Source organism: Rhodococcus sp. BUPNP1, from assembly GCF_002215235.1.
GTDB lineage: Bacteria > Actinomycetota > Actinomycetes > Mycobacteriales > Mycobacteriaceae > Rhodococcus.
Map to the genome: position 1 here is coordinate 83,646 of NZ_NERM01000015.1, position 23,773 is coordinate 107,418.

Annotated in this window: 18 protein-coding genes and 1 pseudogene; 13 read left to right on the forward strand and 6 right to left on the reverse strand. The window is 68.5% G+C overall.

The window, feature by feature from the left end:
* The first annotated feature begins 32 nt into the window (after positions 1–32).
* The 4 genes from B9C99_RS16605 to B9C99_RS16620 all read left to right on the forward strand — a co-directional run bounded on the left by B9C99_RS16605 (position 33) and on the right by B9C99_RS16620 (position 3,033).
* Entirely contained in the window at positions 33–1,439 is a 1,407-nt protein-coding gene (locus B9C99_RS16605) for a cytochrome P450 (protein ID WP_088898609.1), read from the forward strand.
* Positions 1,440–1,734: 295 nt separating this feature from the next.
* Complete coding sequence (gvpJ, locus tag B9C99_RS16610) at positions 1,735–2,151, forward strand: gas vesicle protein GvpJ (RefSeq protein ID WP_088898610.1); 417 nt, start codon at positions 1,735–1,737, stop codon at positions 2,149–2,151.
* Positions 2,152–2,173: 22 nt separating this feature from the next.
* On the forward strand, positions 2,174–2,797 hold the full coding sequence (locus B9C99_RS16615) for a maleylpyruvate isomerase N-terminal domain-containing protein (protein WP_172414980.1): 624 nt from the start codon (positions 2,174–2,176) through the stop codon (positions 2,795–2,797).
* A gap of 32 nt (positions 2,798–2,829) precedes the next feature.
* Entirely contained in the window at positions 2,830–3,033 is a 204-nt protein-coding gene (locus B9C99_RS16620) for a zinc-ribbon domain-containing protein (protein ID WP_016694796.1), read from the forward strand.
* 6 nt (positions 3,034–3,039) lie between these two features.
* On the opposite strand, the gene B9C99_RS16625 is transcribed toward B9C99_RS16620, so the two are convergent.
* Complete coding sequence (locus B9C99_RS16625; RefSeq protein WP_088898611.1) at positions 3,040–3,846, reverse strand: crotonase/enoyl-CoA hydratase family protein; 807 nt, start codon at positions 3,844–3,846, stop codon at positions 3,040–3,042.
* A 216-nt stretch (positions 3,847–4,062) separates the two neighbouring features.
* Here B9C99_RS16625 and B9C99_RS16630 point away from each other — a divergent pair, with 216 nt between their 5' ends.
* Positions 4,063–5,532 carry an Hsp70 family protein gene (locus B9C99_RS16630; protein ID WP_088898612.1) on the forward strand — a complete coding sequence of 490 codons (1,470 nt, stop codon included), beginning with the start codon at positions 4,063–4,065 and terminating at the stop codon, positions 5,530–5,532.
* Between the two features lie 4 nt (positions 5,533–5,536).
* Here the strand turns inward: B9C99_RS16630 and B9C99_RS16635 are convergent, their stop codons facing one another.
* Positions 5,537–6,148, reverse strand: a complete 612-nt coding sequence (locus tag B9C99_RS16635) for a hypothetical protein (protein ID WP_229568111.1) — start codon at positions 6,146–6,148, stop codon at positions 5,537–5,539.
* A gap of 166 nt (positions 6,149–6,314) precedes the next feature.
* On the opposite strand from B9C99_RS16635, the gene B9C99_RS16640 reads away from it, so the two are divergent.
* A complete protein-coding gene (locus B9C99_RS16640; RefSeq protein ID WP_088898631.1) occupies positions 6,315–8,975 on the forward strand; it encodes a LuxR family transcriptional regulator in 2,661 nt (886 codons plus the stop codon).
* Positions 8,976–8,988: 13 nt separating this feature from the next.
* On the opposite strand, the gene B9C99_RS16645 is transcribed toward B9C99_RS16640, so the two are convergent.
* On the reverse strand, positions 8,989–9,537 hold the full coding sequence (locus tag B9C99_RS16645; protein ID WP_172414981.1) for a DinB family protein: 549 nt from the start codon (positions 9,535–9,537) through the stop codon (positions 8,989–8,991).
* A 100-nt stretch (positions 9,538–9,637) separates the two neighbouring features.
* Between B9C99_RS16645 and B9C99_RS16650 the strand changes: the two genes are divergently transcribed.
* Both B9C99_RS16650 and B9C99_RS16655 read left to right on the forward strand, forming a co-directional pair.
* Positions 9,638–10,600 carry a YafY family protein gene (locus B9C99_RS16650; protein WP_088898615.1) on the forward strand — a complete coding sequence of 321 codons (963 nt, stop codon included), beginning with the start codon at positions 9,638–9,640 and terminating at the stop codon, positions 10,598–10,600.
* An 81-nt stretch (positions 10,601–10,681) separates the two neighbouring features.
* Positions 10,682–11,758 (forward strand): alkene reductase, encoded by a 1,077-nt coding sequence (locus B9C99_RS16655; RefSeq protein ID WP_088898616.1) that lies wholly within the window; start codon positions 10,682–10,684, stop codon positions 11,756–11,758.
* A gap of 9 nt (positions 11,759–11,767) precedes the next feature.
* Here the strand turns inward: B9C99_RS16655 and B9C99_RS16660 are convergent.
* Positions 11,768–12,142: pseudogene (locus B9C99_RS16660) on the reverse strand (malate:quinone oxidoreductase); the annotation flags it as partial.
* Between B9C99_RS16660 and B9C99_RS16665 the strand changes: the two are divergent.
* Positions 12,121–12,534, forward strand: a complete 414-nt coding sequence (locus tag B9C99_RS16665; RefSeq protein ID WP_253250102.1) for a LysR substrate-binding domain-containing protein — start codon at positions 12,121–12,123, stop codon at positions 12,532–12,534. The pseudogene B9C99_RS16660 and the gene B9C99_RS16665 sit on opposite strands and share 22 nt — an antisense overlap.
* A gap of 333 nt (positions 12,535–12,867) precedes the next feature.
* A complete protein-coding gene (locus B9C99_RS16675) occupies positions 12,868–14,346 on the forward strand; it encodes an aldehyde dehydrogenase family protein (protein WP_088898618.1) in 1,479 nt (492 codons plus the stop codon).
* Positions 14,347–14,516: 170 nt separating this feature from the next.
* Here the strand turns inward: B9C99_RS16675 and B9C99_RS16680 are convergent, their stop codons facing one another.
* A complete protein-coding gene (locus B9C99_RS16680) occupies positions 14,517–15,962 on the reverse strand; it encodes an NAD-dependent succinate-semialdehyde dehydrogenase (RefSeq protein ID WP_088898619.1) in 1,446 nt (481 codons plus the stop codon).
* Complete coding sequence (gene gabT, locus B9C99_RS16685) at positions 15,959–17,344, reverse strand: 4-aminobutyrate--2-oxoglutarate transaminase (protein ID WP_088898620.1); 1,386 nt, start codon at positions 17,342–17,344, stop codon at positions 15,959–15,961. The genes B9C99_RS16680 and gabT overlap by 4 nt, the downstream gene beginning before the upstream one ends.
* A gap of 177 nt (positions 17,345–17,521) precedes the next feature.
* Between gabT and B9C99_RS16690 the strand changes: the two genes are divergently transcribed.
* The 3 genes from B9C99_RS16690 to B9C99_RS16700 all read left to right on the forward strand — a co-directional run bounded on the left by B9C99_RS16690 (position 17,522) and on the right by B9C99_RS16700 (position 23,708).
* Positions 17,522–19,027: a PucR family transcriptional regulator gene (locus B9C99_RS16690; protein ID WP_088898632.1), complete on the forward strand. Its 1,506-nt coding sequence runs from the start codon at positions 17,522–17,524 to the stop codon at positions 19,025–19,027.
* A 191-nt stretch (positions 19,028–19,218) separates the two neighbouring features.
* Entirely contained in the window at positions 19,219–22,224 is a 3,006-nt protein-coding gene (locus tag B9C99_RS16695) for an FAD-binding and (Fe-S)-binding domain-containing protein (RefSeq protein ID WP_253250103.1), read from the forward strand.
* Positions 22,221–23,708 (forward strand): NAD-dependent succinate-semialdehyde dehydrogenase, encoded by a 1,488-nt coding sequence (locus B9C99_RS16700; protein WP_088898621.1) that lies wholly within the window; start codon positions 22,221–22,223, stop codon positions 23,706–23,708. The genes B9C99_RS16695 and B9C99_RS16700 overlap by 4 nt, the downstream gene beginning before the upstream one ends.
* Positions 23,709–23,773 lie beyond the last annotated feature (65 nt).

Below are 23,773 nucleotides of genomic sequence, written 5' to 3' on the forward strand. Positions count from 1 at the left end.
TCGTCCCGTCGGGGCTGATGCACACTCGCAGGATGGGGTCACCGACTACGACGAGCATCACCAGGACGACCGGCGCACAGCCGATTCCACAGCCGCGATGGAGACTTCCGCTGGTGGGTGATCTGCTCAGTATCGATGTGGCCAAACCGGTTCAGCGTGAGATGCAGATGGCTCAGGAACTAGGTGGAATCTTCGAACGCAAGATCCTCCGGCACCGATTGATCGTGGTCTCCGGCGCCGAGCTGGTGCGCGAGGTCAACGACGAGGAGAAGTGGGCGAAGTTCCTCGGCAAGCCGCTGCGCAAGCTTCGTGTCATCGCCGGCGACGGGCTGTTCACCGCGTTCAACTCCGAACCGAACTGGAGCAAGGCCCACAACATCCTCGGCCCGGGATTCGGCCAGGCCGCGATGCGCGGCTATCACGACTCGATGCTCACGGTCGTCGACCGGCTGGTCGACAGCTGGGACGCCGCCGCGGCCGGCGGCGAGTATGTGGACGTGCCGAAGAGCATGACGTCGCTCACCTTCGACGTCATCGGCCGGTGCGGCTTCAGCTACGACTTCGACTCGTTCGGCCGCACCGAACCGGATCCGTTCATCGCGGCGATGAGCCGGGCGCTCGAGTACATCAACCGCTCGTCGAACGACATCCCGATCCTGCGCGCCCTGTTCGGCCGCAGCGCCCGTGAGCAGCACGAACGCGACATCGCGCTGATGCAGGAGACGGTCGATCGCATCGTAGAGGAGCGGATGCGCTCCGGTGAGCAGCACGGCGATCTGCTGGACCTGATGATGCACACCGCCGATCCCGACACCGGTGAGCAGCTCGATCGCGAATCGATCCGCAATCAGGTGCTGACCTTCCTGGTCGCGGGCAACGAGACCACCGCGGCCACTCTGGGGTTCGCGGTCCACTTCCTGAGCCGACATCCCGAGGTGGTGGCGAAGGCACGCGCCGAGATCACCGAGGTCGTCGGGGCCGACGGCCGGATCCGGTACGAGCAGGTCGCCAAGCTGCGGTATGTGCGGCGAGTGGTGGACGAGACGCTGCGATTGTGGCCGGCCGCCCCGGGTTACTTCCGCAAGGTACGCGGTGAGACCACCCTCGGCGGACGGACGCTGCCGAAAGGTTCGTGGGTGTTCGTGCTGCTGCCGCAACTGCACCGCGACCCGCTGTGGGGCGACGACCCCGAGCGGTTCGACCCGGACCGGTTCGAACCCGAGGCCGTGCGGAAGCGTCCGGCGCACATCTTCAAACCGTGGGGCACCGGCATCCGCGCGTGCATCGGTCGGCAGTTCGCGCTGCACGAAGCGGTGCTCACGCTCGCGTCGCTGATCCGGCGGTACGACTTCGCTCCGGAACCGGGTTACGAACTCGACGTGCACGAGGCGATCACGTTGAAGCCCCGTGGCCTACGGGTGCGGCTCTCCCCTGCCTGATCCGTCGCGTCGCTGCTCTTGCACGGTGGACGGCGGTCGGGTCGTCGACAGGGGCTGACCAGTCGGTGACGACGAGCACGGCGATCACGGTCACCGCGACCAGCAGAGCTCCCACCGGCAGCCCATTCTCCTGCAACCACGATGCCTTCGCGGTCCTGGTCGCGCCGCCGAGAAGGCGTCATGATGGAGAAGTGACGCCCGCGTCGCCCGGAGACTTCGTCCTCCTCGCCCGGATCCATTCGTGTGGTCCGGAATCGCTGTGCGCCAATTCCGTTCACGCACGAGGAGCAGCACCATGACATCGATCGAACCCGCAGGCGGCGGGGGCGGCGGAACGATGGCCCGACCGAATTCGTCCGGGTTGGCGGACGTCATCGACACCATCCTGGACAAGGGTCTCGTCATCGACGCGTTCGTACGCGTCTCTCTCGTCGGCATCGAGATCGTGACCATCGACGCCCGCATCGTGGTCGCAAGCGTCGATACCTACCTGCGGTTCGCCCAGGCCGTCGACAGACTCGAGATCTCCCAGACCCAGCCGAAAGGTGTGCCCGAGATCGTCGGCGACGTCAGCGGCAAGGCCGTGGAGAGCGCCGCCAAGTACAAGACCCACAGCGCCCTCGACTCCGCGGCCGAGAAGGTGCTCGGGTTCTTCGACGACGTGGCGGAGAAGCGACAGGAAGCTCCGCGACGCAAGAGGAAGCAGCGATGAATATCCGAACTGGGGAGGTGTTGTGGCGGACTTCGAACAGGACCGAGCGCTGATGATCCGGCTGTGGCGCATGTGGGGTTCTCGCGCCGCCGAACTGTCCGACGAGCAGTGGACGACCGAAACTCGGCTACCGGGATGGACGGTCCGGGACGTCTACGTGCACATCACGCCGGACGTGATGATCGAGATGCTCGCCGCGCCGTCGGCAGACGGTGAGGCGAAGGTGACCAGCGCCGCGGAGATGCTCCGGATGCTCAACACCGATCCGGCCGAGGCCGAAACGAGGCACGAGCGGATGGCCGAGACGGTGCGCCGACTGGCAGCCGATGTCGAGCGCACGGCAGTCGCGACCCGCTTCGAATCCGACTTCCCCGCCGCCTTCGACCGGATCACCGGATTGAGCCGTGCGTCCGTGATCGCACACCCGTTCCTGGAGTCGGTCGCGCTCGGCGCGTTCCTCGACATGGCGATCCTGGAGACCACCATCCACTGGCTCGACGTGATCGACGCGGTCGGCGGACCACGGCCCGAGTCGATGGCCCTCGAACGGACACGGGACGTCCTTGCCGCGGTGCCCGATCCGCTCACCTTCGTCGAGGCGGCGTCGGGTCGCGCCGATCCGATGATCCTTCCCGTCATGCACTGAAGGACCACGCGTCGTCGCTCTATGCTCGGACGATGTTCCTTCTCTTCGGCTTCGGCACCAAGCGACAGAACCTCGGTCCGGGGCAGAACCGGACGTGTCCGCGCTGCCACAACACCACGCAGTGGCTCCGGATCCGGGAGTCCAAGCAGTTCACGCTGTTCTTCGTGCCGGTCGCGCGGTGGGGCCGCCGACAGTTGGAGCAGTGCGGGATCTGCGGGACCGCCGTGGAGATCTGAGTCCGGTCAGTCGGGATCGGCGAAGGCAGGAGCACGCTCGGTCATCCCCGCCGTGACCGCCTCGATCTGATTGGGCGACCCCATCAGCTCGACCTGCAGCGTGCTCTCGAGCATCAGCGCGGACTCCGGATCGGAGCCGGTCCACGTCTCCTCGTACAGGCGCTTGGCCGCCTGCACGGCGTGCGGCGACTTGCCGGCGATCTCGTGGGCCAGTTCCTGCGCCGCGGCGAGCGGGTCGTTCGAGACATGAGTGACGAGACCGAGTGCGTCGGCCTCGGTGCCGGTGAGGATGCGCCCCGTGAAGGTGAGTTCCTTCGCCACATCGAGGCCCACGAGTCGCGGCAGGCTCTGGGTGATCCCCATGTCGGGGACGAGGCCCCACTTGACCTCCATGATCGACAGCCGCGCGTCGGGCGTCGCGAACCGGATGTCGGCGCCGAGCGCGATCTGCAGGCCGCCGCCGAAGCAGTTGCCGGTGATCGCGGCGATCACCGGGGCCGGGACGCGGGACCAACCGTAGGCCACGCGTTGGGCGTGGTTGGCGATGTGCCCGTCCGCGCGGGCGAGCAGATCCCGCGGGCCACTGCCGTCACGGTTACCGAGACCGGTGATGTCGAGGCCGGAGCAGAAGCTCTTGCCGGCGCCGTGGAGCACGACGGCGCGTACCGTGCGGTCGGTCGCGAGCTGCTCGGTGGCATCGACGATCGCATCGAACATCGCCGGGTCGAGCGCGTTGTGCTTCTCGGCGCGGTCCAAGGTCACGGTAGCGACACCGAACTCGTCGATCTCGATCCGCACTCTCTGCTCGCTCATCCGCCGAACCTCCTCGAGAACTGGTGGGGATCGGGACGTCCGGAGAATCCTGCCCGCGATCGCGAAGCCGACTGTACAGCAAGGATTTCGCCGCCGACGGTGAACATGCGAGAGGCCGCGACGAACGACCTCGGCTGCCGTTCGGAGACGCGCCGCCATCCGGGCACCGCCCGCCTCCGGCGTGCAGACCGTGACCGAACCGTTATAGTCGGCGGCATGACTACAGTTCTCGGTGTCTCGGTCGGTGCCAGCGCGGTGCGCTTTGCGCGACGTGACACCGGGAGCCTCGACAGCCCCGTCTTCGGATCCCGCTCGATGCCCGCCCTGCTCGACCGGCCGGCCGAGCTGGCCGCGGAGTCCATCGAGACGATGCTCGCCGAGACCGACGAGATCGAGCAGGTGCGCGCCATCGGCGTCGCCTACCAGAACGAGACGCAGGCCGATTTCGTCCAGGGCGCGATGAGCCGCCTGGACATCGACAACTTCCGGCTCGTCCCGGAAGTGACCGCGGCGCTCGAAATGCTGGAAACCACAGGAGAGCTCGGCGATCACGAGACGCTCGTGTTCTACGACCTCGGCAGCTCGGGCCTCACCGTCACGGTTGTCGACCGGGGTACCCGCATCGCGTTGAGCACGGCACGCTCGGAGGGGATCAGCGGCGACCTCGTCGACCGCCTGATCTACGACCACCACGTCGACCTGCAGCGTTTCGCCGAGCCGGCCGACATGGCGGCACAGCGGGCCCTCACCGCCCGGTGCCGCGACGCGAAGGAGCAGCTGTCCTCGAAGGATGCGGTGTGCATGCCCGGCGAGGGTGGTCTGCTGCTGCTCTCGCAGGACAGCTTCGATTCGCTCATCGACGGACCTGTGAAGGCCTCGGCCCGCCTCACCCTCGACGTGATCCGCCGTTCGGGACGCACTCCCGACGCCGCGGTGCTCATCGGGGGCGGAGCGAACATTCCGCTGGTCACCGCCGTGATGGAATCGTGGCTCGATATTCCGGTGATCGTGCCCCCGCAGCCCGAACTGGTGGCGGCGGAAGGCGCGGCGCTCCTCGCCCGCCCGGACACCGCGAAGGTCGCCGAGACGGCGGAGTTCGCGGCGCCGCTCGAGCTCACCGAGACGGCACAGTTCGCTCCGCAGCCGGTCGCGCCGGACGCGCCGACCGAGAGCTTCGCTGCCGCCGACATTCGGCAGGAGACCGAGACGCCCGCGCAGCCGCGGAACCGTCGACGCCTCCTGCTCGCCGGTGGTGCCGTCGTCGTCGCAGCGGCGATCGGCCTCGGTATCGACCTGCTCCAGAGTTCCGGTCGCGATCCGCAGCCGACCGCCACACAGCAGGAGATGCAGGAGCCACCGGCGCAACCGGCAGCGGAGCCCCGGTCCACGACCACCACGGACGCTTCGACCGTGCCGGAAACCGTCCCGGCGGTGTCGGACGAGCAGTCGACGGTCACCGATCGCAGCGAGACCCGCACCACCTCCCGGCCACCGACGACGGCGGAGACCTCCACGCAGATCCCCACCACCGGGGCACAGGACGACGCGGCGGCCGACACCTCGGTGCCGTCACTCGAACCGGAGCCGGCCCCGATGGTCCCCGGCCTCCCCCAGTTCGAGCTGCCGACGCTGCCGCCGCCCCCGCAGATCCAGCTCCCGCAGCTGCCCCGCATCCCCGGGCTCTGATCGGTCAGCCGCAGACCGCCGGGGTGCGACGCGAACTCGTCGGTTCCGGATGAGGCAGCAGTCGCTGCCACCACCGGGTCACCCGCGGACTCGCAATCGGTCGCGCGACACGGAACCGGTTCGTCCCGGGTCCGGTGCGCATCGGCGGCGCCGCCGTCACGGCCTGTTCTCTCGACGCCGAGTGCACGCGTTCGTCGTGGCACCAATCGACCACCACCGACCGCGCTCCGCTGCGGATGATCAGCGACCGCACGGGTCCGTCCACGAAGACCTCCCGGTCGACGTGATGGGGGCCGGGATGCCCGGGCTCCGGGGCGGAGGCGACGCCCAACAGGATCTCGGGTTCGGTGGACGGCCGGCTCGCCTCGACCAGCAGACGCTCCTCGTCGACCTCGCGGACGGTGACGTCGCTGTGTCCCGAGACGTCGCCCACCAGCAACGCCACGTAGTCGGTCTCGCTCTCCGAATCGCGAATGGCCAGCAATCGGGCCTTTCGGGAGCCGCAGCGCAGTGACTCGTCGAGCTCCGGTGTCACCGTGCGCGCGTCCGCTGCAGCGCTCAGGTCGATCCGTCTCGACGTCCAGCTGAAGAACGGCTCCGACGATGTCGTGGTCATCACCAGCTCCTTCGGCCGTTTTCCGTTCGCTTGCTCCGACGACTCCATCGTGGTCGCCGAGAGTGGGGACGTCGCGCGTAGTGGAGTACTCGATCTGCGGTCGCCCGCGGGAGGTGAAATCTCCAACCCGGAGATATCCGCACTTCGCGGATCTACGATCGTGTGCATGGATCAGCGCTGGCCACTGATTCAGCGGCGGGGGGAACTGGAAATCATTGTCGCGGCCCTGACGGACCACGACCGAGGCGGTGTGGTCCTCACCGGAGATCCCGGAGTCGGGAAGACCACCCTGGCCCGTATGGCCACCGACTCGCTGTCCGCCCCGGTGCGCTGGATCGCGGGAACGGAATCCGCTCGGAGCATCCCTCTGGGTGCCTTCGCGCACCTCATCGAAGCTCCCCCTGCCAGCGACCCCGTCGCCTTCCTCGCCGCTGCACGACAGGCCCTGCTGGGCGAACACGGCTCCGATCGCGCACGGCTCGTCCTCGGGGTCGACGACGCCCACCTGCTCGATCCACTCTCGGCCACCTTCCTCCATCAGCTCGCCCTCGATCACGCGGTCCACACGGTCGCTACGGTCCGCAACGGCGAAGTCGTGCCCGACGCCGTCACCTCCCTGTGGAAGGACGGCCATCTCATCCGCCTGGAGCTGTCACCGTTCACCCGGCAGCAGTGCATCGATCTCATCGAGACCGTGCTCGGTGGACCCCTGGAGGAGTTGAGCGCCGACCTGATCTGGAAGGCTTCGGGTGGGAACGCGCTGTTCGTCCACCACCTCGTGGTCGGGACCCGTGAGGCCGGCACGCTCCGCCGGGTGGGGAACGTGTGGCAGCTCCGGGGCGGCACCGCCGTCACCTCCGAGCTCGCCTCACTCCTCGAACATCGCATCGACCACCTCACGCCCGAGGTGTTGCAGGCCCTGCAGCTGTTGGCGTTCTGCGAACCGCTCGACCTCGAGATCCTCTGCGGTCTCGCCGGTGACGACGCGGTCGAGGAAGCCGAACGACGTGGATTGATCGACGTCGTCGACGACAACCGCAACTATCGCGTCCGCTACACCCATCCCCTCTTCGGTGAGGTCGTGCGCCGCCGCGTGGGCCGGGTCGCGGGTCGCAGGATCCGGGGGCAGCTTGTCGAGGCGCTGGGTTCACGCGTCCAGCGAGGCCCGGCCGACCGGATCCGTCTGACCGAGCTCTCCTTGGACAGCAGCCGGTCCGTCGACCCCGAATTGCTCGAGACCGCGGCTCACGATGCGATCGCCCTGGGCGACGCACCGCTCGCCGAACGTCTCGCACGCGCGGCGTTCGATGCCACGGGGACGTTCTCGGCCGCCGATCTCCTCGCCCGCGCACTGGTGTGGCTGGGTGGAATCAGTGAGGCGGAGTCCGTGCTCGCCTCGTTCGATCCCCGCACCCTCGACGAGAGCGAGCTCGTGCGATGGGGCGCGACCCGCATCTCCAATCTGTTCTGGGGGATGGGTAACGCCGCCGAGGCCCAGCAGGTGCTCGCGACCCTCCGCGAATTGGTGACGCGGCCCCACCTGGGGTCGGTGGTCGACGCGATCGACTGCGGATGCGCGGTGTACGAAGGGCGTCCCCGCGATGCACTCACCCTCGCCCATCGCGTCCTCGCCACCGAAACCGCGCTCCCCTGGGCCGTCGAGTGGGCGTTCTTCGGCGGCGGACTGGCCCTCGCGGTGATGGGACGTGGTCACGAGGTCCCAGCCATGGCGGCGCGCTGCGCAGCAGTCGCCGATCAGGTCGACGGCCTGCTGCGTTATCCCGCCGGACTGGGCGAGGTCCTCGCACTGCTCCTCACCGGGAGCCTCGACGAGGCCGAGCGTCGGGCCGAGACCTATCGGGAGAGCGCGATGCGTGGTCCCGCCGACGCCCACGGGACCGTCACGTCGATAGGCCAGTATCTCGCGTGGGGGCTGGCGAACATCCTGCTCGGCGTCGTCGACACCGCGCGCGGGCGGTTCGTGCACGCCGTGCACCGCCTCGAACAGGCCGTCGCCGCGCTCCAGGTGGACGACCGGGCTGCCACCGTCTCCTGGAACGTGCCGGCGTACCTCGCCCTCACACACGGCTACGCCGTACTCGGGCGTGTCAACGACGCGGATGCCGCTCTGGCCCAGGCGACCTCGCGCAGCGGCCTGCACGTCGCCGTCTTCGAGCCGCAACTCCGGATCGCAGAGGCATGGCTCGCCGCGGCGCGCGGCGAGACCACGAACGCGATCACCTCGGCCCGAGAGGCGGCGCAGATCGCGGCACGGCACGATCAGTTCGCCGTCGAGGCGATCGCCCTGCACACCGCCACCCGGTTCGGGGATCGCACCACCGCGGAACGACTCTCGGCACTGACCGAGCAGTGCGACGGACGTCTCGTCGCCGCCATGGCGGCCCACGCCACCGCTTCCGCGGAGGCGGACGGCCGGGGACTGACCGCGGCCGCGGAGACCTTCGAGGCGCTCGGGGCCCTCGCCGACGCCGCCGATGCCCACGCCCTGGCCGCCCTCGCCTACCGCGACCACGGCGACACCCGACGATCCGTCGAAGCCGCCGCCGCGGCCGCGGCACTGGCTGCGCGATGCGATCACGCCTCGTCGCCGGCGCTGGACGAGGCGGCTCGCCCGCTCCCCCTGACCAGCCGGGAACGGGAGGTCGCCGCGATGGTCACCGCCGGGCTGTCCAACCGGCAGATCGCCGACCGGCTCGTGGTGTCGGTCCGCACCGTCGAGGGGCACATCTACCGGGCGTGCACCAAACTCGACGTCTCCGACCGCACGGAGCTCGCCGAGTTGATGCGCGACACCGGCCGGCGCTAGCGCGACCTCCGGTTCACCCCATCGACTTCGATCCGTCGAGGGATTCGCGGATGATGTCGGCGTGGCCGGCGTGCTGCGTCGTCTCGGCGACGATGTGCAGCAGCGCGCGACGCACCGACCAGGCGTCCTCGGTGTTCCACGGTGCCTTGGGAAGTTCGTGGACGACGTCCAGCGACGGCAGCGTGCGTACCAGCTCGTCGGTCCGGGCGGCGACCTCGTCGTAGGCGCGCAGCGCTCCTTCGAGGGTCTCACCGGGCTGCAGCTGGAAGACCTTGTCGTGTTCGGCGAAATCCTCTTCGGTCCACTCGGTGAAATCCTTCTCCATGTAGTCGGCTCCGACCACGAGGAAATCCGCCCATCCCCGCTCGACCTCGGTGACGTGCTTGATGAGTCCGCCGATCGTCAAGGCGCTCACCGTCGTTCGTTGCGACGCCTGTTCGGTGGTGAGATCGCGGGCCGTGAACCGCAGGAAGTGCCGCGCGTGGGCGAGGCCCGACAGCAGATCGCGGCGTTCCTGGTCGAGGGTCGGGGTGGCGTTCCGGGTGGTGGTGGTCTCGGTCATCGGGTGCTCCTCGTCGTCGTGATCCGGCAAGAACTACGCTACGAGCCATTGGTGCCAGTTCCTGTCACTTATAGGTCCGCAGGTGCGGAAGAATGAGGTCATGTCCGACACGAGCTCCCGCACCCTGCGGCTTCTGTCGCTGTTGCAGACCCACCGCTACTGGCTCGGCGCCGAACTCGCCGACCGGATGGGCGTCTCGCTGCGCACCCTCCGCCGCGACATCGAACGGCTCCGCAATCTCGGATATCCGGTGCGGTCCGATCGTGGGGTCGGCGGCGGGTACCAGCTCGCGCCGGGCGCGTCGTTGCCACCACTGGCTCTCGACGACGACGAAGCGGTCGCGCTCGCGGTCGGCCTACTCACCGCGGCCCAGACCTCGATCACCGGGATCGCCGAGATCTCCGTGCGCGCGCTGGCCAAGGTCATCCAGGTGATGCCACCGCGGCTGCGACGCCAGGTGGAGGCGCTCGATGCGGCGACGGTCTCCGCCGACACCCCCTGGGCGACCCGCGCGACCGATTCACAGCAACTCGTCACCGTCGCGCGCGCGTGCCGCGACGACGAACGCATCGTCTTCGAGTACACCGCGGCCGACGGCACCACGACGAGCCGGCGCGTCGAACCCCGGCAGCTCGTCTCCCTCGGGCGACGCTGGTATCTCGTCGGCTACGACCTCGACCGTGGTGACTGGCGCAGCTTCCGGCTCGACCGCATGGCCGAGACCACCGCCACGGGGATGCGATTCCGGCAGCGCGAGCTGCCCGGCGGCAATGCCGCGGCCTTCGTCGAACGCGGCATCCGCAGCCGCTCCCAGGTGAAGGTCAGTGCGGAACTCGAGGCGCCGGAGCACGAGGTGCGGCGCCGGATCGGTCAGTGGGCCGAGGTGATCGCGATCGACTCCGAACGGTGCCGGATCGAGGTGGACGCCGACAGCATGGACTGGGCGGTCTTCGCCGTGGGCATGTCCGGAGGACGGCTGCTCGGTGCGTCGCCACCGGAGTTCGTCGAGCACCTGGAGAACTGGTCGAATCGGCTGGTCACCGCCGTCGAACACTCGGAGTGACCATCCACCCGGCGCTATGACCCATCCCACAATCGGCAGGGCACCGGAATGCCGTCGGGGGTGGGGGTGGTTGCGCCACCCATGGATCTGTTCACACCTGTCGCCCTCGGAGACCTCGAACTCGCGAACCGCATCGTCATGGCCCCGCTGACCCGCCTGCGTGGTGGTTCGGCCGGTGTACCCGGAGATCTGATCGTCGAGCACTACCGTCAGCGGGCGAGCGCCGGACTCATCATCGCCGAGGGAACCTATGTGAACTTCGAATCGCAGGCCTTCGTCGGTCAGCCCGGCATCGTCACCGACGAGCAGGTCGCCGGCTGGCGTCGCGTCGCGGATGCCGTGCACGAGCGCGACGGACGCATCGTGCTGCAGTTGATGCACGGCGGCCGCGTCACGCATCCCGACGTCAACGGTGGCCGGCGTGTCGTCGGGCCGAGCGCGATCGCGATCGACGGCCAGGTGCACACCGAGCAGGGTAAGCAGCCCTACCCCGTGCCCCACGCGCTGACCATCGACGAGATCCCCTCCGTCGTCGACGACTTCGTCGCCTCGGCCCGCCGCGCGATCGATGCCGGACTCGACGGCGTCGAGGTCCACAGCGCCAACGGCTACCTGCTGCACGAATTCCTCTCCCCCGCATCGAACGTGCGGGACGACCAGTACGGCGGTTCGGTGGAGAACCGGATCCGCCTCGTTGTCGAGGTCGTGAAGGCCGTGTCGGAGGCGGTCGGCGCCGGACGTGTCGGGCTGCGGATCTCCCCCGAACACAACATCCAGGACGCCGTCGAGACCGATCGCGACGATGTGCGTGCCGTCTACGGCGCTCTGGTCGACGCCCTGCAGCCCCTGGGCCTGGCGTATCTGTCGGTCCTGCACAAGGAGCCGACCGGCGATCTGGTCCAGGAACTCCGGAAGCGTTTCGGCGGCAAGGTGATCGCCAACAGCGGCTTCGGCTCGCCGACCACCCGCAACGAGGCCGTGCAGCTGATCGACGATTCGCACGCCGACGCCGTGGCCGTCGGCCGCGCGCTGATCGCCAATCCCGACCTGGCCGAGCGCTGGCGGGACGGGCAGCCGGAGAACGCACCGCGTCCGGAGCTGTTCTACGCGTCCGGAGCCGAGGGCTACACCGACTACCCGTTCCTGCAGACCGCCTGAGCGTAAATCCTACGAGGCGCTCGGATCCTCGCGCGCCGAACCGTTTCTCGCCGCTGCTGTAGCGCGGGCGAGGCCCGGTTCGGCGCGCGAGGTCGTTTCGGTCTCCCGATACAGGTCGGGCATCATCCGTTCGAGCACCGGTCGCCACCGCGCCACGTCATCCGGGAAACACGTGCTCAGCAGCTCGACCATCGCCGATGGAGCGATCGAGGCGCCGGGCGACGCCCCGAGCAATCCGGCGATGCTGCCGTCCGCGCTCGCCACGACCTCGGTGCCGAAGGTCAGGACCCCGATCCTGCGACGATCGGGTTTGACGAGCTGGGCTCGTTGCCCCGCGTCGATCAACTCCCAGTCGGACTCCCGTGCCTCGGGACAGAACCGCTGGTCCGGGCGCACGGCGAAGTGCTCGCCGACAAGGTTCGGGACGACCTGCGCGAGCTCGCGGACGATCACTTCATCGCCGGCCCACCCGACTACCACATCCGGAGAGAACTCGAATCTGTTTGCGCCGAAGCAGGATCGAACCGTACATCGCGTTCGAGATCAGCGAGTTCGAAACGATTCGGGCACTGGTCGCCCAGGGCCTCGGGGTTGCACTGTTGCCTCACTCCGAAACGCCTGTGCCCGGAATCGCCACCGTGCCGGTCGCCGGAATCGCGAATCGCACCATCGGATTGACGACGGGGACGAGGACTCCGTCACCGGCGGTCGCGCGACTGCACGCTCACATCGCCGGGCACGCCGCCAGATTCGACGATCGCCGGCTCGATTCGTAGGCATCGTCCATCGAACGCAAGACGTGGCGCACAGCCGCGAGAGCCGTGCGCCATTTCCTGCGTCGCCGGTCCCGACCAGGCGCAAGCTCCGGGTTCGAATGGTCGCCGGCGGGGTACGCCACACAGATGCGATCGTCTGCAACGAGTGTTATCCGACGCCGCTGTCGGCAGTTCTCGGATACGAGGACATCGTGCGGACTCCGGCATCCAGACCGGCAGGTGGAGCCTATTTGTTCGAACAGATCAACACCACATTCGACGATTCGGTAAACGCATCGACCTTCGAGCCCGTCGTCGCTTTTCCCTGACCTACCTACCGTCGAGGAGTTCTCCATGACAACAACAGATCTCGGTTCTACCGCCACGTTCGCCGGGCAGCCGGTCGCCTCCCAGTTCATCGATGGGCAGTGGCGCGAGGGACGCTCCGACCGCGTCCTGACCGACACCAACCCGTTCGACGACAGCGTGGTCGCCACGATCCGCCTCGCCTCCGCCGAGGACGTCGACGCCGCCTACACCTCCGCCCGGGCAGCACAGGCCGAGTGGGCCGCGACCGGTCCCGCCGACCGCGCCGCGGTCCTGCGTCGCGCCGCGCAGATCCTCGAACAACGCCGAGCCGAGATCATCGACTGGCTGGTCGCCGAATCCGGCTCGACGCGGATCAAGGCCGATACCGAGGTCTCCCTGGCCATCGGCATCACTCAGGAGGCGGCGTCGTTCCCGTCCCGGGTCCACGGATCGATCTTCGATTCGAACACCCCGAACCGTGAGATGCGGGTGTACCGCAAGCCCATCGGAGTGGTCGGGGTGATCAGCCCGTGGAATTTCCCGCTGCACCTGTCGCAGCGATCGGTGGCACCGGCATTGGCGTTGGGCAATGCCGTGGTGATCAAGCCGGCCTCGGACACTCCGGTGACCGGCGGCCTGTTGATCGCCCGGATCTTCGAGGAAGCAGGCCTACCGGCGGGAGTGTTGTCGGTGGTGATCGGCTCCGGTTCGGAGATCGGCGACGCTTTCGTCGAGCATCCCGTCCCGCGGTTGATCTCCTTCACCGGCTCGACACCGGTCGGCAAGCAGGTCGGTGCGGTCGCCACCGGCGGTGAGCACCTCAAGAAGGTGGCACTCGAATTGGGCGGCAACGCACCCCTGGTGGTCCTCGACGACGCCGACCTCGACGCGGCCGTCGAGGCAGCGGTGACCGGGTCGTTCCTGCATTCCGGACAGATCTGCATGGCCGTGAACCGCATCATCGTGCAGGCGCCGGTGTACGACGATTTCGTCGAACGGTTCACCCGAGCCGCGCAGGCCGTGCCCTACGGCGATCCCTCCGCAGACGGCACTTTGGTCGGGCCGGTCGTCAACGATTCGCAGTTGAAGGGCCTCGAGGAAAAGATCGAGCAGGCCCGGCACGCCGGAGCACGCGTTGCACTCGGCGGGAAGATCGACGGCCGGGTCGTGCCTCCGCACGTGTTCGTCGACGTCACACCCGACATGGAGATCGCCCGCGAGGAGATCTTCGGCCCGATGGTCGCGGTCCTGCGCGCCGACGACGAAGCACACGCCCTCGAACTGGCCAACGACCACGAATTCGGTCTGTCCAGCGCAGTCTTCACGCAGAACATCGACCGCGGACTGCAATTCGCGCATCGGGTCGAGGCAGGCATGACGTTCATCAACGAGATGACCGTTCAGGACGAGGCACACGTGGCATTCGGTGGCGAACGCAACTCCGGTCTCGGACGATTCAACGGCGAGTGGGCGATCGAGGAGTTCACCACCGATCACACCATCGGCGTGACTCGGCTGGTGTAGGCACGCAACAGCGCCTCCGCTACGCCGACGGATTCGACGACCGTCGCGGCCGTACGTAGCCCGACCGCACGCAGTCGGCATCCACGGCTGTGTCACAGCTACCGACCGGCTCCGATACGACACGCTGCCGTCTGCACCCTGCGCAGACTCGGGGTGCAGACGGCAGACGCTCACAGGGCGATGTACTTGGTGTCGAGATACTCCTCGATACCTTCGGCGGCGCCCTCCCGGCCGAAGCCCGATTCCTTCACACCGCCGAACGGTGCGGCAACGTCGGAGATGACACCCCGGTTCACGCCGACCATCCCGGTCTTCAGCGCCGACGCGACGCGCATCGCCCGATCGAGGTCGCAGGTGTAGAAGTAGGCGGCCAGACCGTATTCGGTGTCATTCGCGGCGGCGATCGCCTCGTCCTCGGTGTCGAAGATCGTGACCGCCGCGACCGGACCGAAGATCTCCTCCTTCAACAGCCGGACGTCGACCGGCACCCGGTCGAGCACGGTCGGTGGGTAGAAGCTGCCCGTCCCGTCGGGGATCCGCCCGCCGGTGCGGACGCGGGCTCCTCGCTCGACCGCGTCGCGGACGAGTTCGTCGACCGTGGCGCGCTGCCGGTCGGTGATCAGCGGCCCCAGGTCGGTGCCCTCGTCGAGGCCGTGGCCGGTCTGCAGTGCGGCTATGCGTGCGGTGAGCTTGTCGGTGAACTCCTCGGCCACCGCCCGCGCGACGTGGAATCGGTTGGCTGCGGTGCAGGCCTCTCCCCCGTTGCGCATCTTCGCCGCCATCGCCCCGTCGACGGCCGCGTCGATATCGGCGTCGTCGAAGACCAGGAACGGGGCGTTGCCGCCGAGTTCCATCGAGGTGCGCAGCAGCCGGTCGGCGGACTGCCGGACCAGGTGCTTGCCGACCCCCGTCGAACCGGTGAAGGTGATCTTGCGCATCCGCGAATCGGTGATCAACGGCTCGGTCAGCGCCGCAGCATCGGAGGTCGGCAGGATGGACAGCACGCCGGCCGGCAGACCGGCGTCGGCGAAGACCTGGCCGAGCAACAGCATCGTCAGCGGGGTTTCCGCCGCGGGCTTGACGATGATCGGGCAGCCCGCCGCAAGGGCGGGACCGATCTTGCGGGTGGCCATGGCCAGCGGGAAGTTCCACGGGGTGATGGCCAGCACGGGACCGACCGCTTCCTTGGTGACGAGGATGCGTCCGTTGCCGGCCGGGGCGGTGGCGGTTCGACCACCGATCCGCACGGCCTCCTCGGCGAACCAGCGCAGGAACTCGGCCCCGTAGTTCACCTCGCCGCGCGCCTCGGCCAGGGTCTTGCCCATTTCGAGGGTGATCACGCGGGCGAAGTCGTCGGCGCGGGCCTGCACGAGTTCGAATGCGGTGCGCAGGATCTCACCACGCGTGCGCGGTGCGGTGGCCGCCCACTCGGCCTGTGCCGCACTCGCGAGCTCGAGAGCCTGCAGGCCGTCGGCCGGCGAGGCGTCGGCGACCTCGGCGAGCACCGCACCGGTGGCCGGATCGGTCACCGGGAACGTCGCGCCGGTCGAGGCATCGGCGAGCTTGCCACCGAGCCAGAGCCGGGTCGGAACATCGGCGGGAAGGGTGTGGTTCATCGGATTGCTCCTGCAAGGGACGTGGCGCCGGCGACCTCGCGGACGGCGGCGGTGAGGACGTCGAGACCGTCTTCGAGCAGTTCGTCGGAGATCACCAGCGGCGGCAGCAGGCGGATGACGTTGCCGTAGGTGCCGCAGGTCAGGATGATGACGCCCTGCTCGAGTGCCTTGGCGGCGATGGCCTTGGTCGCCTCGGGGTCGGGTTCACGGGTGCCGGGCTGCACGAATTCGACGGCCAGCATCGCGCCGCGGCCGCGGACCTCACCGATGATGTCGATGTCGGCCGCCAGCGCACGCAGCCGGTCGGTGGCGATCTGCTCGATACGGCGGGCCCGGCCGCACAGGTCCAGCTCGGCCATACGGTCCAGGGTCGCCAGCGCAGCGGCACAGGCCACCGGGTTGCCGCCGTAGGTGCCGCCGAGGCCGCCGCCGTGCACGGCGTCGATGAGATCGGCGCGACCGGTCACCGCTGCCAGCGGCATACCACCGGCGATGCCCTTGGCCAGGGTCATCAGGTCGGGGACGATGTTCTCGTCGTTGCTGGCGAACCAGTCGCCGGTGCGCGCGAAGCCGGTCTGCACCTCGTCGGCGACGAACACGATGCCGTTGGCCTTCGCCCAGTCCACGAGGGCGGGCAGGAAACCCTTGGCGGGCACGATGAATCCGCCCTCGCCCTGAATCGGCTCGATGACGATCGCGGCGACGTTGTGCGCCCCGATCTGCTTGTCGATCTGCGAGATGGCGCGGCGGGCGGCCTGCTCACCGCTGACCTCGGTGCCGTCGTGGTTCAGGCCCTCGCGGAACGGATAGGACGCCGCGACCCGGTAGATGTCGGGCGCGAACGGTCCGAAGCCCTCCTTGTAGGGCTGGTTCTTCGCGGTCAGTGCCATGGTCAGGTTGGTGCGGCCGTGGTAGGCGTGGTCGAACACCACCACGGCGCTGCGACCGGTCGCGACCCGCGCGATCTTCACGGCGTTCTCCACCGCCTCGGCGCCGCTGTTGAACAGCACCGTGCGCTTCGGATGATCACCCGGGGTGAGCTCGGCGAGCTTCTCGGCGACGGCGATGTAACCCTCGTAAGGGGTGACCATGAAGCAGGTGTGCGTGAAGTGCGCGACCTGCTCGCTCACCGCGGCCACCACGGCGGGATCCGAACCCCCGACGCTGGTGACGGCGATACCGGAACCGAGGTCGATCAGCGAGTTGCCGTCGACGTCGACGACGACACCGCCGTCGACGTCGGCGGCGTAGACGGGCACGGACGAGGCGACGCCCGCGCCGACAGCATTGTGGCGGCGTTCGGTCAGAGCGACCGAGCGCGGGCCGGGCAACTCGGTGACGAGGCGACGCTGCTGGGGAAGTCGGTACTCCATCTCGGACATGAGGGTCCTTACTCGATCATTCGCTCGGCGCGTGATCGCAGCGTCGCCGTCGACGGTGCGGTGCGGAGCAGGTGGTGATTCGGGTATCGAAGCGGGGACGGAACGGCTCCATATCCATTTCGTACAACCTGCTCCGAGGAAATACGCCGATTCGTCCACCGCCATAGGATGACGGTCATGAGCGTGGGCATCGCCTGGTTACTACGACAACCAGGACTCGGGCTGGCACTGCGGGCCGGACGGGCCGGGCAGGAGCGACTGATCGATTTCGTCCAGCCCACCGAACTCGTCGACCCGCGACCATGGTTGTCCGGAGGCGAACTGGCCCTGACCACCGGCCTCGGCCTGCGCGACGAGGAGGGTGGCGACTACGTCCGGCGACTCGCAGAGGCCGGGATTGCCGCACTCGGCTTCGGCACCGGCCTGTCGCACGAACAAATCCCTCCGTCGGTACTCGAGGCCGCCGACGCGGCGGGATTGGCGCTGCTCGAAGTGCCCTACACGACCCCGTTCGCGGCGGTCAGCCGTGCGGTGACGACGCGGCTCGCCGAGCAGGAGTACGAGTTGGTGCGCCGAGCAGCCGACACCCAGGTCCGCATCACACGGGCCGCACTGCGCGGGGGCGTGACCGCCATCGTGCGCGAACTGGCCGTCTCGACCTCCGCCTCGGTCGTGTACGTGGCCGAGCGCGACGATGCCGTGATCGCTCATCCGATGCCGGACCCGGACCTCACCGAGCCGATCGCCGAGGCGCGGCGGGACGGCACCGGGTCGGTCACCTTGATTCGCCCGGGGAGGACGGTGACGGTTCAGCCGGTCGTCCACGGCGGCATCGTGAACGGATACCTGGCGGTCCAAGCGGACCGACCCCTCCAGAACGTCGAACTCGTACTGATCGGTCACGCTGTCTCCCTGGTGACCCTCGAACTCGACAAGCCCCGGCGTCTGCGGAACGAACGAAACGACCTCGGGTCCAAGGTCTTCGACCTACTCGCCGCGGGTCTCCTGGACGCGGGCGATGCACTGGAGTACCTGGCCGACGCTGTCGGTCGACGCAACCGCGTCCGCGTCCTGCGGCTGAGCACACCGCATTCGTCCGAGGTGCGTCGGCATCTCGACATCGTTCTCGACGCCCGCCGGCGACCGTTCTACAGCCGCGAGGAGGGGGACGAACTCACCGTGCTGTTGCGCGGCGACGACAGCATCTCCGACGTCACGGCGATGCTCGCCGACCTACCGGCGAAGCACGCCCGCCCCCTGCGCGCCGGCCTCAGCCCCGCCCATCGGATCGCCGAGGTCCGACAAGGACTCGAGCAGGCCGAGCATGCACTGCGCACCACCGACGCCACCTGTCGTATCGCGGAGTTCGATGCCACCCACGGCACCGCCCTCCTCGCCTCTCCCCAGGTACGGTCCGTGCTCGAATCCGTCGCCGCGTCGACCGTAACGGTCCTCGCCGAATACGACCGCGAGCGCGGCGGGCGCCTGGTTCCTTCACTACGCGCGTTTCTCGAAGCCAACGGACATTGGGAATCGGCAGCGGCCGCGCTGGACGTCCACCGGCACACGCTGCGCGGGCGCATCGCGAAGATCGAGCAGTTGCTCGATGTCGACCTCGGGGACGCGCGGGTACGGGCGGAATTGCTGCTCGCGGTGCTCATCGCCGACGCACCGACCAGCTAAGGGCCCGAAGAAGCTCGATTACGGATGCGGATGCGCAGGCGGTGTGCGTTGCGTTCGGCGTCGCCGCTTTGTACGCTCCGTGCATACACAGGATTGTCGACAATCCTACAAACTGGGAGGCGGCCGATAGTGTTCCTTGATCCGACGCGCCCACATTCTCTGCGGTCCCCGTTCCTGACGCGGCGCACGCGATGAACGACGACCAGCTCACCATAGGACAGGACGGCGGAGCTTCCTCGACCGACGAGAACGTCCGAGTTCGACTCCTCACCGACAGACTCCACGCACTGGGCGTCCCGATCGACACCTCGACGCGTCGACGGGCCGAGTACTCCTACGACGCCTCCAACTATCGGGTGCCACCCTCGGCCGTGGTCTTTCCTCGGTCGGTGGACGACGTCGTGACGGTGGTGACCGCCTGCGGCGACACCGGGATTCCGCTGGTCAGCCGAGGGGGCGGGACGTCGATGGCGGGTAATGCCGTCGGCTCCGGTGTCGTCCTCGACTTCTCCCGGCACATGAACCGCATCCTCGACATCGACGAGACGTCCGGTGTCGCCGACGTCGAACCGGGCGTCGTGCTCGACACCCTTACGCGGGCAGTCGAGGACGCGTCCTCGGGTCGGATGACCTTCGCCCCCGATCCCTCGTCGAAGAACCGGGCCACGGTCGGTGGCGCGCTGGGCAACGACGCCTGCGGAAACCACTCGGTGCGCTACGGCCGCATGTCCGATCACGTCCACGAGATCGACCTCGTCACCGCCGACGGGTTCCGGCTCACCGCGGCGCAGCGAGGCCTGCGTGCCACCGACCCCGACGACGCGGCCGCTGCGGCTCGCGCGCAGCAGCTCGACGCCGAGCTCACCGCGTTGGCGGGCGAGCACCTGTTCGAGGTCCGCACCGAGCTCGGGAGGATCCAACGGCAGGTCTCGGGGTACCACCTGGACAATCTGTTGCCGGAGAAGCGGTTCGATGTCGCCCGTGCGCTCGTCGGATCCGAGGGAACGTGCGCGGTGATCGTCGGCGCCCGCGTCGAGTTGGTTCCCCGCCCGTCCAGCGCGTTGCTGGTCTGCCTCGGCTACGACGACGTCGTCGACGCAGCCCGCGACATCGGAACCATCCTGGAATTCTCTCCTGCGGCGGTCGAGGGTGTCGACGCGGCGATCGTCGAGACCATGCGGCTGCGTCGGGGCGAGAACTCCGTCCTCGGTCTCCCCGCCGGAAGCGCGTGGCTCTACGTGGACCTGGACGGTGACGACCCGGACTCCGTGGCCGCGGCCGCCGACGCACTGCTCGACAAACTTCGCCGCAACGGCCGTCTCGTCGACGGCCGCATCGCGGCCGACACCACCGAGCGCGCTTCCCTGTGGCGGGTGCGCGAGGACGGCGCCGGACTGTCCTCCCGTCTGGCGTCCGGTGGCGAATCCTGGCCGGGCTGGGAGGATTCCGCCGTCGCGCCGGAGAACCTCGCCGATTACCTGCAGGACTTCCGTGCACTGCTCGACCGGTACGGTCTGCAGGGGGTGATGTACGGGCACTTCGGCGCCGGCTGCATGCACATCCGCATCACCTACGACCTGCGCACCGAGGAGGGCCGGAAGGTCTTCCGCGAGTTCACGCACGAAGCCGCGCGTCTGGTGGTCCGTCACGGCGGATCGCTCTCCGGAGAACACGGCGACGGCCGTGCCCGCTCGGAACTGCTGCCGGTGATGTACTCCGCGCGGATGATGAGCGCATTCCGCGCCTTCCGCACGATCTGGGACCCGCAAGGCATCCTGAACCCGGGATCGCTGACCGACCCGGCACGGATCGATGAAGATCTGGCGTTGGCGGGCGTTCCCGAACGCACCTGGCGTACCCACTACGACCTGCACCCGATCGAGGCGGTCCGTCCCGACGGCGCGCGGCCGCAACACACCCCCGACCCGTGGGTGCACGCCGTCCAGGGCTGCATCGGCGTCGGACGGTGCCGGGCCGACGCCGGGGGCGTGATGTGCCCGAGCTACCGCGCGACCCGCGACGAGAAGGATTCGACTCGCGGCCGGGCCCGGGTCCTGCAGGAGATGGTGCGCGGCGCCCGCACGATCGAACAAGGGTGGAAGTCCGAACAGGTGCGTGAGGCACTCGATCTGTGCCTGTCGTGCAAGGCCTGCTCGACCGACTGCCCGGCCGGCGTCGACATGGCCACCTACAAATCCGAGTTCTTCTCGCACTACTACGACGGCACACGACGACCGGTATCGCACTATTCGCTGGGGTGGCTGCCACGCTGGCTCCGCGTCACGGGGGTGGCAGCACCGCTGGTCAACGCGGTCCTGCGCACTTCTCTCGCCAAGCGCGTCGCCGCTCTCGGCGGCATCTCCCCCGACCGGGTACTTCCGCCTTTCGCCTCCCGGCGGGCCTGGAAGAAGGCCGTGAGCGACGCGCTGAGCGGCCGGTCCGGTTCGATGCCGGTGGTGCTGTTCGTCGACACCTTCACTCGCGGGTTGCGGCCGGAGGTCGCCGGTGCCGCCGCCCGCGTGCTCGCCTCGGCGGATCAGCAGGTGAGCTGCTCCGCGGACGCGTGCTGCGGACTGACGTGGATCTCCACCGGCCAGCTCGACACCGCGAAGAAGAAACTCTCCCACGCCGCCCGCACACTGGACGACGGCACCGACCGGCCGATCGTCGTCGTCGAGCCGAGTTGCGCCGCCGCCCTGCGCAAGGACCTGCCCGAGCTGGTGCCCACCGAGGCTGCGCGTCGCGTCGCCGCACGGGTCCACAGCTTCGCGTCCTACCTGGACACCATGGTGCGCAACGGCTGGACACCCGCTCCTGCACAGCCGCTACCGAACGAGATGGTGCTGCAGACCCATTGCCACGAGTACTCCGTGTTCGGCGCCGGAAGCCATCGCCGGATCCTGACCGCAGCGGGAGTCGACGACGTCCGCGACGCGGTCGGATGCTGCGGCGTAGCAGGAAACTTCGGATTCGAGAAACAACACCACGACATCAGCATGAAGGTCGCGGAGACCTCCCTCGCCCCGGCACTGCGCGCGGCCGACGACGACTCCGCGGTGGTCACCGACGGATTCTCGTGCGCGATGCAGGTCGCACAGATCGACGTGTCCTGCCCGGGGCAACATCTCGCAGAACTGCTCGATCCCGGGCCACGAATGTCGATGAACAACACCATCTCCGAGGAGGAAAGCGCATGACCGATGCAACGATTGTCGGGACACGGGTGGGCGTCTCCGACGCAGTGTCCCGCGTCAGCACAGGATTGTTCATCGACGGTGAGTGGGTCGAATCGAGCTCCGGTGAACGATTCGAGGTCGTCGCCCCGGCGACCGAGGAGGTCGTCGCGACCGTCGCGAACGGCAACGCCGACGACGCCCGGCGTGCCATCGAAACCTGCGCCCGCGTGCAGAAACACTGGGCGAAGACCGCTCCGCGCGAACGCAGCGTGATCCTTCGCCGGGCCTACGAGCTCATCCTGGAGCGGCAGGACGAGTTCGCGACCATCATGACCACCGAGATGGGCAAACCCTTCGCCGAGGCGAAGGGCGAGGTGGCCTACGCGGCGGAGTTCTTCCGGTGGTTCTCCGAGGAAGCCGTCCGCATCCGCGGTGATGTGACCAGCACCGGCGACGGCGCGACCCGCATCCTGGTGTCCAAGGAGCCGGTGGGACCCTGCGTCCTCGTCACGCCGTGGAACTTCCCGCTCGCCATGGGCACCCGCAAGATCGGACCCGCCATCGCAGCCGGGTGCACCATCGTCTTCAAACCCTCGGAGCTCACTCCGCTGACCTCGCTGGCCCTGGTCGACGTGCTCGTCGAGGCCGGTGTGCCGAAGGGTGTGCTGAACGTCGTGCCCACCACCGCGCCCGGGGAGGTCGTCTCGGCCTGGATGTCCAGCGGTATCGCACGCAAGGTCAGTTTCACCGGGTCGACCGCGGTGGGCATCCGATTGCTCGAACAGGCATCCCAGCACGTGATGCGGAGTTCGATGGAACTGGGAGGAAATGCCCCGTTCATCGTGTTCGAGGACGCGGATCTCGACCGGGCAGTCGACGGCGCGCTCGCCGCGAAGATGCGCAACATGGGTGAGGCGTGCACCGCCGCGAACCGCATCTTCGCGCAGCGCGCGGTCGCCGATCGGTTCGCCGAGAAGCTCGCTGCGCGTATGGATGCCCTCGCCGTCGGGGACGGCCTGGTCGAGGGCACCCAGGTCGGTCCGCTGGTCGAGGAGAAGGCCCTGGCGAAGGTGGAGCGTCTCGTCGCCGATGCCGTCGAACGTGGAGCGCGCGTCGTGTGTGGCGGCAACCGGCCGGAGGGACCCGGCTACTTCTACCCACCCACCGTCCTCGCCGACGTGTCGAAGGACGCCGCGTTGATGAGCGAGGAGATCTTCGGGCCGGTCGCGCCCATCGTCGTCTTCGATACCGAGGACGAGGTCGTCGAGATCGCCAACAACACGCCCTGGGGACTGGCCGGATACATCTTCACCCAGGACGTCGACCGCAGTTTCCGTGTCAGCGAAGCGCTCGAGGTCGGCATGGTCGGGCTGAACACCGGCATCGTGTCCAACCCCGCGGCACCGTTCGGCGGTATCAAGGCGTCGGGTCTCGGACGTGAGGGAAGCACCATCGGCATCGACGAGTTCCTCGAGGTCAAGTACGTCGCGGTCCCCCGTAGGTGACGCATCGAACGCGCTGTGCCGCCGATCCTTGCGCGCCGAACCGTGTCTTGCCGCCGCTGCAACGC